13 protein-coding genes are annotated in these 15,620 nt (G+C 70.5%); 8 read left to right on the top strand and 5 right to left on the bottom strand.

Annotation, left to right across the window (positions count from 1 at the left end; all coding sequences use genetic code 11):
• The coding region (locus FF041_RS37955; protein ID WP_194292064.1) for a hypothetical protein at nucleotides 1–506 on the bottom strand (506 nt) is incomplete at its 3' end.
• Nucleotides 507–879: 373 nt separating this feature from the next.
• Here FF041_RS37955 and FF041_RS17515 point away from each other — a divergent pair.
• From FF041_RS17515 to FF041_RS17525, 3 genes are all read left to right on the top strand, one after another.
• The gene (locus FF041_RS17515; RefSeq protein ID WP_153523680.1) at nucleotides 880–1,869 is read left to right on the top strand and encodes an SCO0930 family lipoprotein; all 990 of its coding nucleotides are present in this window, start codon (nucleotides 880–882) and stop codon (nucleotides 1,867–1,869) included.
• 213 nt (nucleotides 1,870–2,082) lie between these two features.
• A complete protein-coding gene (locus tag FF041_RS17520; RefSeq protein ID WP_153523681.1) occupies nucleotides 2,083–2,895 on the top strand; it encodes an SAM-dependent methyltransferase in 813 nt (270 codons plus the stop codon).
• Nucleotides 2,895–5,069, top strand: coding sequence for a putative bifunctional diguanylate cyclase/phosphodiesterase (locus FF041_RS17525; protein WP_153523682.1), 2,175 nt, complete (start codon nucleotides 2,895–2,897; stop codon nucleotides 5,067–5,069). The genes FF041_RS17520 and FF041_RS17525 overlap by 1 nt, the downstream gene beginning before the upstream one ends.
• A 279-nt stretch (nucleotides 5,070–5,348) precedes the next feature.
• On the opposite strand, the gene FF041_RS17530 is transcribed toward FF041_RS17525, so the two are convergent.
• Both FF041_RS17530 and FF041_RS17535 read right to left on the bottom strand, forming a co-directional pair.
• Nucleotides 5,349–5,687 (bottom strand): hypothetical protein, encoded by a 339-nt coding sequence (locus tag FF041_RS17530; protein WP_153523683.1) that lies wholly within the window; start codon nucleotides 5,685–5,687, stop codon nucleotides 5,349–5,351.
• Between the two features lie 209 nt (nucleotides 5,688–5,896).
• Nucleotides 5,897–6,781 carry a LysR family transcriptional regulator gene (locus tag FF041_RS17535; protein WP_153523684.1) on the bottom strand — a complete coding sequence of 295 codons (885 nt, stop codon included), beginning with the start codon at nucleotides 6,779–6,781 and terminating at the stop codon, nucleotides 5,897–5,899.
• Nucleotides 6,782–6,874: 93 nt separating this feature from the next.
• Between FF041_RS17535 and FF041_RS17540 the strand changes: the two genes are divergently transcribed.
• From FF041_RS17540 to FF041_RS17560, 5 genes are all read left to right on the top strand, one after another.
• On the top strand, nucleotides 6,875–7,594 hold the full coding sequence (locus tag FF041_RS17540) for a succinate dehydrogenase cytochrome b subunit (protein ID WP_153523685.1): 720 nt from the start codon (nucleotides 6,875–6,877) through the stop codon (nucleotides 7,592–7,594).
• A 1-nt stretch (nucleotide 7,595) separates the two neighbouring features.
• Nucleotides 7,596–9,542 (top strand): fumarate reductase/succinate dehydrogenase flavoprotein subunit, encoded by a 1,947-nt coding sequence (locus tag FF041_RS17545; RefSeq protein WP_153523686.1) that lies wholly within the window; start codon nucleotides 7,596–7,598, stop codon nucleotides 9,540–9,542.
• On the top strand, nucleotides 9,539–10,285 hold the full coding sequence (locus tag FF041_RS17550) for a succinate dehydrogenase/fumarate reductase iron-sulfur subunit (protein ID WP_153523687.1): 747 nt from the start codon (nucleotides 9,539–9,541) through the stop codon (nucleotides 10,283–10,285). The genes FF041_RS17545 and FF041_RS17550 overlap by 4 nt, the downstream gene beginning before the upstream one ends.
• Before the next feature lie 372 nt (nucleotides 10,286–10,657).
• Entirely contained in the window at nucleotides 10,658–11,092 is a 435-nt protein-coding gene (gene melC1, locus FF041_RS17555; RefSeq protein ID WP_153523688.1) for an apotyrosinase chaperone MelC1, read from the top strand.
• 16 nt (nucleotides 11,093–11,108) lie between these two features.
• Nucleotides 11,109–11,933 (top strand): tyrosinase family protein, encoded by an 825-nt coding sequence (locus tag FF041_RS17560; protein WP_153523689.1) that lies wholly within the window; start codon nucleotides 11,109–11,111, stop codon nucleotides 11,931–11,933.
• Here FF041_RS17560 and FF041_RS17565 read toward each other — a convergent pair.
• Nucleotides 11,924–14,272, bottom strand: coding sequence for an excinuclease ABC subunit UvrA (locus tag FF041_RS17565; RefSeq protein ID WP_153523690.1), 2,349 nt, complete (start codon nucleotides 14,270–14,272; stop codon nucleotides 11,924–11,926). The genes FF041_RS17560 and FF041_RS17565 overlap by 10 nt on opposite strands.
• A gap of 27 nt (nucleotides 14,273–14,299) precedes the next feature.
• Complete coding sequence (locus FF041_RS39065; RefSeq protein WP_323391984.1) at nucleotides 14,300–15,481, bottom strand: LLM class flavin-dependent oxidoreductase; 1,182 nt, start codon at nucleotides 15,479–15,481, stop codon at nucleotides 14,300–14,302.
• Nucleotides 15,482–15,620 lie beyond the last annotated feature (139 nt).

Raw genomic sequence — 15,620 nt, forward strand, 5'->3', positions numbered from 1 at the left:
GCGCCGATCGCGATCTGCCCGGCGTCGGCCTCCCCGACGCTGCCGCCGAGCCCGCCTCGTACCCCTTCGGGGGTGGCGGAAGCCGTCGCGCTCACGGCGGCGGGCGCGCTGACGGCGGCGGTGGAGCTGATGGTGGGCGTCGAGCTCCCGCCCGCGATGGCGAGATTGAACGAGCCCCGCTGGCTACCACAGGTGAACTGGACCGAGTACTGGGCGCCGGGCCGGGCGTCCGCGTACACCGTGGCCACGGACGAGGTGCCGGGACGGATGGTCACGGCTTCGAAGACGCCGGACGACGCGGTCGCCGTGGTGTTGCACCCGCTCGCGGACAGGGAGACCCGCCCGCCCGGTGCGACGGTCGAGGGACTGGCGGTGAAGAGGGGCGTCGCCCTGCCCTCCGCCTTGCCGTCCCCGCCGCCGGGCGCCGCCGTCGCGGCGGGGGCGGCGAGGGTGAGGGCGGTGGTGGCTGACAGCACGGCTGCGAATGCGGCACATATCGCGCGCATGGTGATTTCCTCCGGGTTCCCCGAGGAGCAGCCGCGGAACAGTTTCCACACAAGGAAGTAAATGCCCCTCGATGACCGAAACGCTAAGAGCCCGTCCGCGGCCCCGCGATCGCTGTCGGGCGAATGGGTCATCCGGCATACGCCGTGCGGAGGACGGCCGGGCGCGCTGTCCGGCGCATCCGGTATCCGGCGCACCCCGTACGGGAACCGATAGGGGGGTCCCTCCCCGGCGGATGTTCTCCGAGGCGGCTTCTCCTGGCGTCCCGAGAATTTTTCGGAGACGTTTGAACGCTCCGCCGCATCCGGTCCGTATCCAGGGCCATGAACGGCGCGCCCCGGCGCCGCGAAGGTCCGACGGACAATTGGAGTGGACATGAACACCTGGCGGAACGCCTCCCTCGCGGTGACCGCGGCGGCCGTGCTCGTACTGACGACGGCGTGCGGTCAGGAGAAGGGCGACGAGAGCTCCAAGGCGCAGCCGGCCGAGGCCGCGGGCCAGGCCCAGCCCGGAAACGGGGGGTACGGCTCCGACTCCGGTTCCGGCGCCCGGACGGCGGCCGAGCCCGCCGGCCAGCTCGCCGTATGGGAGAGCGAGGAGCTCGGCTCGGTCGTCACCGACAGCGCGGGCCTCACCCTCTACCGCTTCGACAACGACACCGCCTCGCCGCCCAAGGCGACCTGCGAGGGCGACTGCGCCAAGACCTGGCCCGTGGTCGCCGCGGGCGGCGCGTCGCCCGCACCGGGGGTCGACGCCGACCTGATCGGCGAGGTCACCCGGAGCGACGGCTCCAAGCAGCTGACCATCGCCGGCTGGCCGATGTACCGGTTCGCCAAGGACACCAAGCCCGGCGACGCCAAGGGCCAGGGCGTCGGCGGCACCTGGTTCGCCGCCGCACCCGACGGCAAGAAGGCCGAGGCCGGCGCGGGCTCCGGTTCGGGTTCCGGCTCCGGTTCCGGCTCCGGTTCCGGTTCCGCGGACGACGCGGGCGGCGGGGAGGCCGGAGTCGGCCTGTCCACCCGCAAGGACCCCGAGCTCGGCGAGATCGTCATCGACAGGAACGGTATGACCGTCTACCGGTTCGTGAAGGACTCGGCCTGGCCCATGAAGACGGCCTGCACCGGTGAGTGCCTCAAGAAATGGCCGGTTGTCGCCCCTGTCGACAAGAATGACACCAAGGGAATCCTCAAGAAGGGCTATGTCACGTTCAGCCGGCCCGACGGCGTCAAGCAGCAGACCATCGACTGCTGGCCCCTCTACACCTTCGCCGGCGACAGCAAGCCGGGAGACGTCAACGGACAAGGCGTCGGCGGCACTTGGTACGCGGTCAGCCCGCAGGGAAAGCTGGTCGGAGCGCCCGAGTAGCCCCCGCGCACCGACACCGGTCTCCGCCGTCCCGCCCCGCGCCGCTCCCGCGCGGCGGGCCGGTCGCCGCCCCGATATGTGACCAAGAACGGATCGTGAATTTCCGTTTGGGCTCGCTCAATTGGCGGCCGATCAGTAGCCTCGGCTCGAACACTGGCCATGTGCATGGCCGGACTTCCCCTGGCCACTGTGGCGACTTGGTTGGAGAGATCGATGGAGCGACCCGCCTGGGCCCCGCCCGGCATCGACATTTCGGTGCCGAGCGTGTCCCGAATGTACGACTTCTACCTGGGCGGCTCGCACAACTTCGAGATCGACCGTCAAGCCGCCCGCCGGGCGATGGAGTTCATGCCCGGACTGCCCAAGGTCATGCAGGCGAATCGGGCCTTCATGCGCCGGTCGGTGCGGTACGCGGCGGGCCAGGGCGTCACCCAGTTCCTCGACGTCGGCTCCGGCATCCCGACCCATGGAAACGTCCATGAGGTCGCGCTGGCGGCCGACCCCGGCTCCCGGGTGCTGTACGTCGACCACGACCCCGTCGCGGTCAACCACAGCCGGGCCGTGCTCGGTGAGGAGACCCGGGCGGGCGTCATCGCCGCCGACCTGCGAAGACCCCGCCAGATCCTGGAGAACGCCGAGCTCGCCCGGCTGCTGGACCTGGCACAGCCGGTGGCGCTGCTGCTGTACTGCGTGCTCCACTTCGTCGAGGACGCGGACGACCCGTACGGCGCGGTGGCCGAACTGGGCGCGGCGCTCGCACCCGGAAGTCTGCTCGTCATCAACCACACGTCGTACGGCGGAATGCCGGTGCCCGAGGAGCAGGCGGCCGGCGCCGTTCAGGTCTACCGTGACATCCGCAATCCGCTGAGCATGCGCTCACGGGAACAGATAGCCAGGTTCTTCGAGGGGTACGAGATGGTCGAGCCCGGACTGGTGTCACCGCCCGACTGGCGGCCCGACGCCTCCGCCGAGCAGGATGACCCATATGCCTTCACAGGCTTCGCCGGGGTGGGGCGCAAGGCGTGATGACGCCCCCGCAGGCGGTGGGTCCCCAGACGGACCCCGACGGTCTTGAGGACAGACTCCGCCGATTCGCGACCATCTGGAGCCGGGCCGTCTTCCCGGTGACGGCGACCTCGCTCACCCGCGCCGAAGTCGAGGAGCGTCTGCTGCCCCTGGCCCGGACGCTGAGCGAATCGCTGCACGCCCACCCCTTCGACCCCCACGCGGCCCAGCGGGTCGGGGCCGCGCTCATCGACGCGCACTGCACCGATCCGGAGGCGCTCAGCCGCACCCTCGGCGTCATCGACGCGTATCTCGTGCTCTACTGCGGCTCCGGCCCCGGGCAGCGGCCCGAACCGTCCGCGGAGGAGAGCCGCGCCCGCTGCGCCCGGCTCCAGCACGCGCTCGCCGCGGGCTTCGCCGGGGGGCTGCGCGAGCGCACCCTCGCCGAGCAGGAGGCCATCGCGCGCTCCACGCTCCAGGCCCGCTCCGACGCCGTCAACGCCCTGCACGCCACCGAGACCCGGCTGCGCGCCGTGTTCGAGGGAGCCGCGATCGGCATCGGGATCGCCGACCTCGAAGGCAATGTGCTGGAGGTCAATGAGACCCTGACCAGGATGTTCGGCGGCCTGGAGAACCATGTGCGGGGCAAGAAGGTCACCGAGTGGGCACACCCCGAGGACCGGCCCCATGTCTGGCAGCTGCACCGGGAGCTGATCCGGGGCGAACGCGAGCACTTCCGGGTGGAGAAACCGTTCTTCCGCAATGACGGCACCGTGCTCTGGACCAATCTCACGGTCTCCCTGCTGCGGGACCCCGAGGGCAGGCCCCAGTACCAGCTGGCCCTCCTGGAGGACACCACCGAGCGCCGGCTGCTCAATCTGCGGCTCCGGTACGAGGCCACCCATGACGCCCTGACCGGACTCCCCAACCGGACGCTGTTCTTCGAGCGGCTGGAGAAGGCGCTCGCCAAGGGCGAGGGCTCCCGGTTCGGGCTCTGCTATCTGGATCTCGACGGGTTCAAGGCCATCAACGACAGCCTCGGCCATGCCACCGGGGACCGGCTGCTGGTGGAGGTCGCCGACCGGCTCCAGAGCTGCGCCACCGCCCCCGGCGAGATGGTGGCCCGCCTCGGCGGCGACGAGTTCGTGGCGCTCACCACCGGGCCCGACACCCAGCACGAGGTCCATGAACTGGCCGCCCGGATCCTGGCGGCGCTCGCCGCGCCGATCCGGGTGGACGGACGCGAGTTCTCCGTGCGCGGCTCCATCGGGATCGTCGAGGGCCCCGCGGGCGAGCGCACCCCGGCCGAGGTGCTGCGCAGCGCCGACATCACCATGTACCGGGCCAAGTCGGCGGGCGGCAATCGCTGCGAGACCGCCGACCCCGAACTGGACGCCCGCGCCATCACCAGCCACGGACTGACCACCGCGCTGCCCGCGGCGCTGGAGCGCGGTGAGTTCTTCATCGAGTACCAGCCCCTGGTGCACATGGACGACGGCAGCGTGCACGGCGCCGAGGCGCTGGTGCGCTGGTCCCATCCACAGCACGGGATACTGGGACCGGACCAGTTCATTCCGCTGGCCGAGCGCACCGGTCTGATCGTCCCGCTGGGCCGCTGGGTGCTCCAGGAGGCGGTACGCCAGGCGCGGTACTGGCAGGAGCATCACACCGAGGGCGGTCCGCTGCGGATCAATGTGAACCTCTCGCCCGCCCAGCTCCAGCATCCCGGCCTGGTCACCGACACCGTCGCGGTCCTGGAGCGCTCCGGCCTGGCGCCGGGCGTGCTCTGTCTGGAGGTCACCGAATCGGCGCTGATCGGGGCCGATGAGACGCTGCTCCGGCCGCTGCGCCAACTCGCCGAGATGGGCGTGGACATCGCGCTGGACGACTTCGGCACCGGCTACTCGAACCTGGCGAATCTGCGCAGACTGCCGGTCAGCGTTCTGAAGCTGGACCGTTCCTTCACCCAGGGGATGCAGCAGCTGCCGGTCGATCCGGTCGATCTGAAGATCGTGGAGGGGATCGTCTCGCTGGCGCACAGCCTGGAGCTGGCGGTCACGGTGGAGGGGGTCGAGACGGGCGCGCAGGCGGACCGGCTGAGAGAGCTGGGCTGCGACACGGCCCAGGGCTGGTACTACGCCCGTCCGGGCCCGCCGGAGCTGCTGCACGCCCTCTCCCTGGCCGACGCGATCTGACGGCCGGGCTTTCGGACCCCGGGGCATTCGGACCCCGGGGCTCCGGCCCTCTGGACAGGACGTTCCGTCCAGAGGGCCGGAGCCCTCTCGGCATGATCGGCGGAGCCTAGGGAGTGTCTTCAAAGTAGCGTCGTCCGCCCGGAGGGCGGGTCTGGCGGGGTCTGGTGCGTGCATCGCAAGGCGGAGGAAGGAGCCACTGCGGAGCATTGGCGACTGACGACAACGCAGCGAGCGTGCGTGCCAGGGCACGGCAGACAGACGGGACTTTGAAGACACGACCTAGTAGGGGCGGTCCAGCTTCTTGCTGGTGTTCGCCCCGATGACCTCGATTCCCTTGCTCCCGAAGAGGTCGTTCAGCGGGAGGGTCACCGTGTACGGCCCCAGCGCGGGCAGCCCGAAGCCGGAGAGATCGCCGAGCACCTCGATGCCCCAGTACTCCGGCTGTTCGATGTAGATGCGCGGGGAGAGCTGGACCCGCATGTTCAGAAAAGGCTTGGTGCCGCTGACGACCAGGACGTAGGAGTGGTCCCCGAAGGGGATGGGCACGATCTCCGCCACGTCGAAGTCGATGATCCGGATCGACTCCGGATTGGGCAGGCTGAGGAAATCCGCCGGCATGGTGAGCCCCTTTCTCGGCCGATGCGCTTCCCTCCGGAAGACGCCGCAGAATGAACATCTCACGCCAAAAGCCGACAAATGGGGAAATTGACCGTGCGAGTCGGATGGGCGAGAAGGGCGAATCCGATGTCCGGGGCACGCCGGGCACCTCAGGCGAACCGGAGGCCGGCGCGGCGGCTCCCGCACCGGCTCCCGTAAGGCGCCGGCCGTCACAGTGACCGTGACTCCAGCAGCACCCGCTGCAACTCCCGCGCCGCCCTCGGCGGCGCCACATCACTGCGGTGCGCCAGCGCGATCGTCCGCCGCAGCCCCGGCCCCGCCAGCGGAGTCACCCGGAACCCCGGACCCGCCCGGTCCGCGACCATGCTCGGGACCACCGCCATCCCCAGCCCCGCCCGGACGAACCCCAGGACCGCGTCCATCTCGCCCCCCTCCACCGTGAAGCCCGGCTCGAACCCCGCCGCCCGGCACGCCGCGACCGTCAGCTCGCGCAGGTCGTAGCCGTGCCGGAACATCACCAGCGGCTGATCGCGCAGATCGGCGATCCGCACCGGCCGCCGCGGCGCCTTCCCGGCCGCGGCCGACACCACCACCAGATCCTCCTGGAGCAGCTCCACCGTCGTCAGCGCCGGCGACCCCGGCGGCAGCGGCAGCACGATCAGCGCCAGATCCAGCGCTCCGCGCGCCAGCTGCCGTACGAGATCGTGCGAGCCCCCCTCCTCGATCAGCAGCCGGATGCCCGGATGCCGGTCGTGGAAGACCCGCAGCACCTCGGGCAGCAGCCCCGTGCACAGACTCGGCGTCGCCCCCAGCCGCACCCGGCCGCGCCTCAGCTGCGCCAGCTCCTGCACTTCGAGCCGGGCGGTGTCCGCGTCCGCCAGAATCCGGCGGGCCAGCGGCAGCAGCGCCGCCCCCGCCTCGGTGAGCCCGATATTGCCGCGCGCCCGGCTGAAGAGCTCCGCCCCGAGCTCGCTCTCCAGCGCCCGGATCTGCTGCGAGAGCGAGGGCTGGGAGACATGGACCCGCTCGGCGGCGCGGGTGAAGTGCCGGGTCTCGGCGACCGCCACAAAGTACAGAAGCTGTTGGAACTGCATACGGCCACCCTAGATCCACGATAGGCGTAGCCTATGGAGATCAGCCAGATCATGTCTTGGACCTCTTGAACCATCCGGACCTACGGTTCCCCCATGGCTCTGGCAACGCGGACGCGGCAGCGGGGGACGGACCGAAAACCGTCGCCCCAGCGCACTTTCTGGGGATCGACCGTCGGCAAGAAGGCCGTCATGGCCGTGAGCGGCCTGCTGATGCTCGGCTATCTCGTCGCCCATGTGATGGGCAACCTCAAGGTCTTCTTCGGACCGCGGGAGTTCAACGAGTACGGTCACTGGCTGCGGACCATGGGCGCACCCGTCCTGCACGAGGAGTGGGCCCTGTGGATCGTCCGCCTCGTGCTGCTCGCCACCGTGGCGGCGCACGCGGTCTCCGCGTACCAGCTCAGCAGGCGCGACATCAAGGCCCGCCCGGTCGCCTACGCGCACAAGCGCCGGCGCGCGAGCTACGCCACGCGCACCATGCGCTGGGGCGGCGTGATCATCGCGCTCTTCATCGTCTGGCACATCCTCGATCTGACGACGCTGACCGTCAACGAGAACGCCCAGCCGGGCCACCCCTACGAGAACGTCGTCGCCACCTTCTCCACCTGGTACGGCAACGTCGTCTACATCACCGCGATGCTCGCCGTGGGACTCCATGTCCGCCATGGCTTCTGGAGCGCCGCCCAGACCCTCGGCGCGGGCAGCGCCTCCCGCGACCGCGCCCTCAAGGCCGTCGCAAGCGGCCTCGCGCTGGTGCTGACCGCGGGATTCATCGCCGTGCCCGTCGCCGTCATGACCGGAGTGGTGAGCTGATATGAGCTATCCGCAGTACGAGACCGGCGAGCCGATCGCCGACGCCGGCGCCCCGGACGGTCCCATCGCCGAACGCTGGGACCGCCGCCGCTTCGAGGCCGAACTCGTCAACCCGGCCAACCGCCGCAAGCACACCGTCATCGTCGTCGGCACCGGACTGGCCGGCGGCGCGGCCGGAGCCACCCTCGGCGAGCAGGGCTACCACGTCGAGCAGTTCTGCTACCAGGACTCGCCCCGCCGCGCCCACTCCATCGCCGCCCAGGGCGGCATCAACGCCGCCAAGAACTACCGCAACGACGGCGACTCCGTGCACCGTCTCTTCTACGACACCGTCAAGGGCGGCGACTTCCGGGCCCGCGAGTCCAATGTGCACCGGCTCGCCCAGATATCCGTGGAGATCATCGACCAGTGCGTGGCGCAGGGCGTGCCCTTCGCCCGCGAGTACGGCGGACTCCTGGACACCCGCTCCTTCGGCGGCGTCCAGGTCTCCCGTACCTTCTACGCCCGGGGCCAGACGGGGCAGCAGCTGCTGCTCGGCGCCTATCAGGCGCTCTCCCGGCAGATCGCCGCCGGAAACGTCGTCCTCCACGCCCGCACCGAGATGCTCGATCTGATCGTGATCGACGGACGGGCCCGTGGCATCGTCGCCCGTGATCTGATCACCGGCGAGATCTCCAGCCACTTCGCCGACGCGGTGGTGCTGGCGACCGGCGGCTACGGCAATGTCTTCTATCTGTCGACCAACGCCATGAACTCCAACGCCACCGCGATCTGGCGTGCCCACCGGCGCGGCGCGTACTTCGCCAACCCCTGCTTCACCCAGATCCACCCCACCTGTATCCCGCGCACCGGCGATCACCAGTCCAAGCTGACCCTGATGAGCGAGTCGCTCCGCAACGACGGCCGTATCTGGGTGCCCAAGGCCCACGGCGACACGCGGCCCGCGCATCAGATCCCCGAGGACGAGCGCGACTACTACCTGGAGCGGATCTATCCCTCCTTCGGCAATCTCGTCCCCCGCGACATCGCCTCCCGCGCCGCGAAGAACGTCTGCGACGAGGGACGCGGCGTCGGCCCCGGCGGCCAGGGCGTCTATCTCGACTTCGCCGACGCGATCCGGCGCATGGGCCGGGAGAAGGTCGAGGAGAAGTACGGCAACCTCTTCGACATGTACGCGCGGATCACCGCGGAGAACCCCTACGAGACGCCCATGCGGATCTACCCCGCCGTGCACTACACCATGGGCGGGCTCTGGGTGGACTACGACCTCCGGACCACGATCCCCGGGCTCTTCGCCATCGGCGAGGCCAACTTCTCCGACCACGGCGCCAACCGGCTGGGCGCCTCCGCGCTGATGCAGGGGCTCGGCGACGGGTACTTCGTCCTGCCGTCCACCATCAACGACTATCTGGCCCGCGCCCCTCTCGCGGACCGGCCCGACGCCTCCCACCCGGCGGTCGCCGAGGTGCTCGCCGAGACCGAGGACCGGCTGAATCTGCTGCTCTCCGTCGACGGGGACCGCACCCCCGACTCCTTCCACCGCGAACTCGGCGAGCTGATGTGGGAGTACTGCGGAATGGCCCGTACGGAAGAGGGGCTGCGCAAGGCGCTCGACCGCATCCCCCTGATCCGCGAGGAGTTCTGGCGGCGGATCAAGGTCCCCGGCACCGGTGAGGAGTTCAACCATTCGCTGGAGAAGGCCAACCGCGTCGTCGACTATCTGGAGCTCGCCGAGCTGATGTGTCTGGACGCGCTGCACCGGTCCGAGTCGTGCGGCGGTCACTTCCGCGAGGAGTCCCAGACCCCGGACGGCGAGGCCGCCCGCAAGGACGAGCAGTTCGGCTACGTCGCCGCCTGGGAGTTCACCGGGACCGGTGAAGCGCCCGTGCTGCACAAGGAAGACCTCGTCTTCGAGTATGTCCACCCCACCCAGCGGAGCTACGCATGAAACTCAAACTGCGCGTCTGGCGTCAGCGCGACGCCGCCGCGACCGGCGAGATGGCCGCCTACGAGGTCGACGGCGTCTCCGAGGACATGTCCTTCCTGGAGATGCTCGACACCCTCAACGAGGAACTGCTGCTGCGCGGCGAGGACCCCATCGCCTTCGACCACGACTGCCGCGAGGGCATCTGCGGCGCGTGCGGCCTGGTCATCAACGGCGACGCCCACGGGCCCGAGCGCACCACTGCCTGCCAGCTCCATATGCGCTCCTTCCGCGACGGCGACACCATCGACGTCGAGCCCTGGCGTGCCGCCGCCTTCCCCGTGATCAAGGACCTGGTCGTCGACCGGTCCGCGTTCGACCGGATCATCCAGGCCGGCGGCTATGTCTCCGCCCCGACCGGAGCCGCCCCCGAGGCGCATGCCACGCCCGTGCCCAAACCGGACGCCGACTTCGCGTTCGAGCACGCCGAGTGCATCGGCTGCGGAGCCTGCGTCGCGGCCTGCCCGAACGGCTCGGCGATGCTCTTCACCTCGGCGAAGGTCAACCATCTCAATGTGCTGCCGCAGGGCGTGCCCGAGCGTGAGACCCGGGTGCTCGACATGGTGGCGACGATGGACGCCGAGGGCTTCGGCGGCTGCACCCTGGCCGGTGAGTGCGCGACGGCCTGCCCCAAGGGCATTCCGCTGCCGTCCATCGCGGCCATGAACAAGGAGTGGCTGCGGGCAAACCGCAAGGTCAAGCGGTAGTCGGCGGAGACTGGGGCCGCTGACGCCCCGGATTTAGGAACCGGCCAATAGGGTGTATCGGGCAAGTGGTTGCGTAGATTTTCAGACATGTTTGCGCCATGATCACTGCGTAGCGAGACGCCATGGATTCCGCAAGATCTTCACATGAGAGGCACATGAACGGCTGAATCTCCTCTTCTGGAGCCTCTGGGGCACCCGCGCGGAGCAAGATCCATGGCGACGGCCTTCGCGCGGCCCATCAGGAATGTCCAGATGACAGCCAACCGAAATGACCCCCCTACTACGGGTCATCACTGTCCGTGTAGGCATGGGCGAGGCGGCCCCATCCGATCCGGGAGCCGCCTCCCGCCATCCTTCTGGGGGTTATCAGTCATGTCCAGACTCACCCGTCGTCAGGCCGTGGGCGCCGTCACCGGCGCCGCGGCGGGCCTAGCGCTCGCCGGTGTGGCCACCGCATCGGCGGACGACACCACACCGGCGAAGAACCCGGCGAAGAACAAGGGCGAGGCCGCGAAGCCCAAGGGCGCCGGCGAGCTCGCGCCCTTCGACGAGGTCTTCCAGGGCCGCCGCATCCAGGGCATGCCCGCCGATGACGCCGCTGCCCACGCCCATGGGCACGGCGGGCACACAAACGGCTACCGCGTCCTCATCGACGGCCGCGAACTCCAGGTGATGAAGCACGGGAAGAGCGGCTGGAGCAGCCCGATCAACCACTACGTGAGGTTCGAGACCCCGCTCGACGCCGCGCGCACCGCGGTCACCTCACTCAAGGGCGCGGTCGTCGTCCCCTTCGATCCCACCGCCTGAGCCGGGAGCCCTCGCCATGACCATACGCAAGAACCAGGCGAACCTCACGGCCGCCGAGAAGAAAGCCTTCGTCGACGCCGTACTCGAAGTCAAGCGCAGAGGCGTGTACGACGAGTTCGTCGCCGCCCACCGCCTCCGCTTCGCGCTGGACATGAACACCGGGGTATACGTGGGCCACTTCGGCCCGTCGTTCCTGCCCTGGCACCGCAAGTTCCTCATCGACTTCGAGAAGGAGCTCCAGAAGGTCAACTGGTCGGTGTCGATCCCCTACTGGGACTGGACCGCCGACAACACCGTCGCCTCCTCGATCTGGGCGCCGGACTTCCTCGGCGGCACCGGACGCGCCCTGGACGACCAGGTGATGGACGGCCCCTTCGCGTACTCCGCCGGCAACTGGCCGATCAACATCCAGGTCGACAGCCGCCCGTTCCTCGCCCGCAATCTGGCCTACCGCGTCCCCTCGCTCCCGACCCGGGCCGAGGTCGACGCCGCCCTCGCCATTCCCACCTATGACTCGGCGCCCTTCCGCGACGGCTCGGCCGGCTTCCGCGCCAGGCTCGAAGGCGCGGACGGCTATCTGAGCATGCACAACCGGGTGCACTCCTGGGTCTGGGGCCAGATGGAGTCGAGCGTCTCCCCGAACGATCCGGTGTTCTGGCTGCACCACGCGTTCGTCGACAAGCTCTGGGTCGACTGGCACAAGCTCCACCCGACCAGCGCCGAGTACCTCCCCGCCGGGGCCACGGCCGATGTGATCGACCTGAACGAGACCATGCCGCCCTGGACCAGCACCACCCCGCAGAACATGCTGGACCACACGCAGTTCTACACCTACGCCTGACGGTCCCCGAGGGCGGTCGCCAGAAACGGCGCCGTACGGCTCCCCGCTGCCGAGGCGACCTCGGCCGGGGTGCCCGTGGCGACGACGCGTCCGCCCTCGTCGCCGCCGCCCGGCCCCATGTCGACCACCCAGTCGGCAGCCGCGACCACATCCATGTCGTGCTCCACGACGACCACCGAATGTCCCGCCTCCACAAGACCGTTCAACTGGCGCATCAGCACCTCCACATCGGCGGGGTGCAGCCCGGTCGTCGGCTCGTCCAGGACATAGAGGGTGTGGTCGCGGCGCAGCCGCTGAAGCTCCGTCGCCAGCTTGATCCGCTGGGCCTCGCCGCCCGACAGCTCGGTGGCGGGCTGACCCAGCCGCAGATAGCCGAGCCCCACCTCCAGCAGGGCGCCCAGACCGCGGGCCGCCGCCGGGACGCCGGCGAAGAACTCCGCCGCCGCCTCCACGGTCAGATCCAGCACCCCGGCGATGTCCAGACCCCGGTAACGGACCTCCAGTGTCTCCCGGTTGTAGCGCGCGCCACGGCATGTCGGGCAGGGCGAGTACGTACTCGGCAGAAACAGCAGCTCGACCGAGACGAACCCCTCGCCCTGACAGGTCTCGCACCGCCCGCCCACCACATTGAACGAGAACCGGCCCGCCCGGTAGCCACGGGCCCCGGCCTCGTCGGTGGCCGCGAAGAGCTTCCTCACGACGTCGAACAGACCCGTGTAGGTGGCCAGATTGGAACGGGGAGTGCGGCCGATCGGCTTCTGATCCACCGTCACCAGCTTGCCCACGCCCGGCGATCCCGCGGTGATGGCCCCGACGAGCGTGGACTTTCCCGACCCGGAGACCCCGGTGACCGCCGTCAGCGCCCCCAGCGGCACCCGGGTCCCGACAGCTCGCAGATTGTGCCGGGTCACCGGGCCGATCTCCAGCCATCCGGTGCTCCGCCTCGGCGGGCGCGCGGCTGCCGGCGAGCCGCCGAAGAGAAACCTCCGGGTCGCCGACTCCGCCACCGACGCCAGCTCCGCCACCGGCCCGCTGTGCAGCACCAGACCTCCGTGCTCGCCCGCCCGGGGGCCCACGTCCACGATCCAGTCCGCGCCGCGCACCACGTCCAGATGGTGCTCCACGACGAAGACCGAGTTGCCCGCGGCCTTCAGCCGCTCCAGGACCACCAGCAGGGCCTCGGTGTCCGCCGGATGCAGTCCGGCCGACGGCTCGTCCAGTACGTACACCACCCCGAAGAGGCCGGACCGCAGCTGGGTCGCCAGCCGCAGCCGCTGCAACTCACCGCTGGAGAGCGTGGGCGTCGCCCGGTCCAGGCCGAGATAGCCGAGCCCCAGCTCGGTGACCGGGGCGATCCGGGCCAGCAGATCGGCGGTCAGCACCCGCGCCGTCTCGTCGCCGTCCGCCGAGCCGAGCACCCCGGCGAGCACGGTCAGCGGCAGCGCCGAGAGCTCGGCGATGGTCCGGCCCGCGAAGGTGACCGCCAGCGCCTGTGGCCGCAGTCTGCCGCCCCCGCAGGACGGACAGGGCGCACTGGTCAGAAAGCGCTCGGCCCGGGCGCGCAGCGTCTGGCTCTTCGAATCGGCGTAGGTGTGCAGCACATAGCGCCGGGCGCTCGCATACGTGCCCTGGTACGGGCGCTGGATACGGCCCGCCTCCCGCACCGGATGCACCGTGACCACCGGCTGCTCGTCGGTGAAAAGGATCCACTCCCGGTCCCGCCGCGCCAGCTCGCGCCACGGCCGGTCGACGTCGTACCCCAGGGCGTCCAGCACATCGCGCAGATTCTTGCCCTGCCACGCGCCCGGCCACGCCGCGATCGCGCCCTCGCGGATCGACAGCGAGGGATCGGGCACGAGCAGCTCCTCGTCGGTGCGGTGCACCCGGCCCAGACCATGGCACTCGGGGCACGCCCCGGCGGCGGTGTTCGGCGAGAAGGCGTCCGAGTCCAGCCGTGGCACGCCCTCGGGGTAGTCGCCCGCCCGGGAGAACAGCATGCGCAGAGAGTTGGAGAGCGTGGTGACCGTGCCGACCGACGAGCGGGAGGTGGGGGAGGAGCGCCGTTGCTCCAGCGAGACCGCGGGCGGCAGCCCCGTGATCTCGCCCACCTTCGGCACGCCCACCTGGTGGATGAGCCGGCGGGCGTAGGGCGCGACGGACTCGAAGTAGCGCCGCTGGGCCTCCGCGTAGATCGTGCCGAAGGCGAGCGAGGACTTCCCCGACCCGGAGACCCCGGTGAAGACGACCAGGGCGTCACGGGGGATGTCGACGTCGACACCGCGGAGATTGTGCTCCCGGGCGTCACGGACGCGGACATAGGGGTCATGAGGGCTGTGCATAACGGACAATTCTAGGTGTGGTGGTGGTCAGTCGTCCGACCGGTCCCCAGTCGGCGGCCGGTGTTCTGGTGTTCCGGCGATCCTGGCCAGCCGCCGGTAGGAGTCCAGCAGTGCGTCACGGTCGTACGCGGCGGTCGTGACCAGCACCTCGTCCGCCCCGGTGTCCCTGATCACGGAGGTCAGCTCCTCCCGCACCCGGTCCTCGGTTCCGGCGATGCCGCCCCGCAGCCCCGATTCGAGGAGCCGCCTCTCCCGCTCCGTCATCGTCAGCGTCTCGATCCGCTCCGGCGGCAGCAGTGGAGGGAAGACGCCATGGGTCCGTGAGTACGCCAGCGACCAGGCCTCGGACAGCAGCATCCGGTGCGCCAGGGCGTCGGTGTCGGCGACGGCGACCGTGCCCGAGTAGATCACATAGGGCCGATCGCCCCAGGGGGCGGGGGTGAACTCCGCGCGGTAGCGGTCGATGGCCGCCAGCAGCCGGTCGCGGCCCCGGACCCCGCCGATGACCAGCGGCAGCCCCGCCCGTGCCGCGACACCCGCGCCCTCGCCGGTCGCCAGGATGTACGCGGGGACCCGCAGCGCGTCGGCGGGGTGGGCGCGCACCGTGGAGCGGCTGGAGTCCGCCGGGGTGCTGGAGCTCGCGGGGGTGCCGGGGTCCGCCGGGCTGCTGGAGCTCGCCGGGCGGCCGGGGTCCGCCGGGCTGCTGGAGCTCGCCGGGCGGCCGGGGTCCGCTGAGCCGCTGGGGTCCGCCGGGCCGCTGGAGTCCGCGAAGTACCGCAGCAGCTCATCGAGGCTCCGCTCGAACAGCTCCATGTCGTCCTTGCCCCGGCCCAGCGCCCTGCGCACCGGTTCGGTGAAGCCGACCGAGCGGCCGAGCCCCATGTCGATCCGCCCGGGGAAGAGCGAGGCGAGCACCCCGAACTGCTCGGCGACGACGAACGGCTGATGATTGGGCAGCATCACCCCGCCGGTGCCCACCCGGATCGCCGAGGTCGCCGAGGCGACGGCCGCCGCGAGAACGGTCGGCGCGGAGCCGGCCACCCCGGGCACGCTGTGATGCTCGGAGACCCAGAACCGGTGGTAGCCGAGCGCCTCCGCCTGCTGTGCGAACCGGACGGTGTCGCGCAGCGCCGCAGGGCCGTCGTGCCCCTCGCGGACGGGGGAGCGGTCGAGTACGGACAGGGGCGTGGAGGCCGGCGCTGAAGTCACCTTCCGTTCAACGCCCCGGCGGTCGCACGATTCCCGTACCGCGCCGTGGCCTGCCGCACCGCGCCGGGCCGTGCCCTGCGCTCCGGCCGTCGCACGATTCCCGCACCGTTCTGCGCCGCCCGGGTGACGCCCGCCTCCG

Source organism: Streptomyces jumonjinensis, from assembly GCF_009600885.1.
GTDB classification, from domain to species: domain Bacteria; phylum Actinomycetota; class Actinomycetes; order Streptomycetales; family Streptomycetaceae; genus Streptomyces; species Streptomyces jumonjinensis.

Coding starts and splice junctions, on each gene's coding strand:
- FF041_RS17515 (WP_153523680.1), top strand. CDS start 880: ATGAACACCTGGCGGAACGCCTCCCTCGCGGTGACCGCGGCGGCCGTG.
- FF041_RS17520 (WP_153523681.1), top strand. CDS start 2,083: ATGGAGCGACCCGCCTGGGCCCCGCCCGGCATCGACATTTCGGTGCCG.
- FF041_RS17525 (WP_153523682.1), top strand. CDS start 2,895: ATGACGCCCCCGCAGGCGGTGGGTCCCCAGACGGACCCCGACGGTCTT.
- FF041_RS17530 (WP_153523683.1), bottom strand. CDS start 5,687: ATGCCGGCGGATTTCCTCAGCCTGCCCAATCCGGAGTCGATCCGGATC.
- FF041_RS17535 (WP_153523684.1), bottom strand. CDS start 6,781: ATGCAGTTCCAACAGCTTCTGTACTTTGTGGCGGTCGCCGAGACCCGG.
- FF041_RS17540 (WP_153523685.1), top strand. CDS start 6,875: ATGGCTCTGGCAACGCGGACGCGGCAGCGGGGGACGGACCGAAAACCG.
- FF041_RS17545 (WP_153523686.1), top strand. CDS start 7,596: ATGAGCTATCCGCAGTACGAGACCGGCGAGCCGATCGCCGACGCCGGC.
- FF041_RS17550 (WP_153523687.1), top strand. CDS start 9,539: ATGAAACTCAAACTGCGCGTCTGGCGTCAGCGCGACGCCGCCGCGACC.
- melC1 (WP_153523688.1), top strand. CDS start 10,658: ATGTCCAGACTCACCCGTCGTCAGGCCGTGGGCGCCGTCACCGGCGCC.
- FF041_RS17560 (WP_153523689.1), top strand. CDS start 11,109: ATGACCATACGCAAGAACCAGGCGAACCTCACGGCCGCCGAGAAGAAA.
- FF041_RS17565 (WP_153523690.1), bottom strand. CDS start 14,272: ATGCACAGCCCTCATGACCCCTATGTCCGCGTCCGTGACGCCCGGGAG.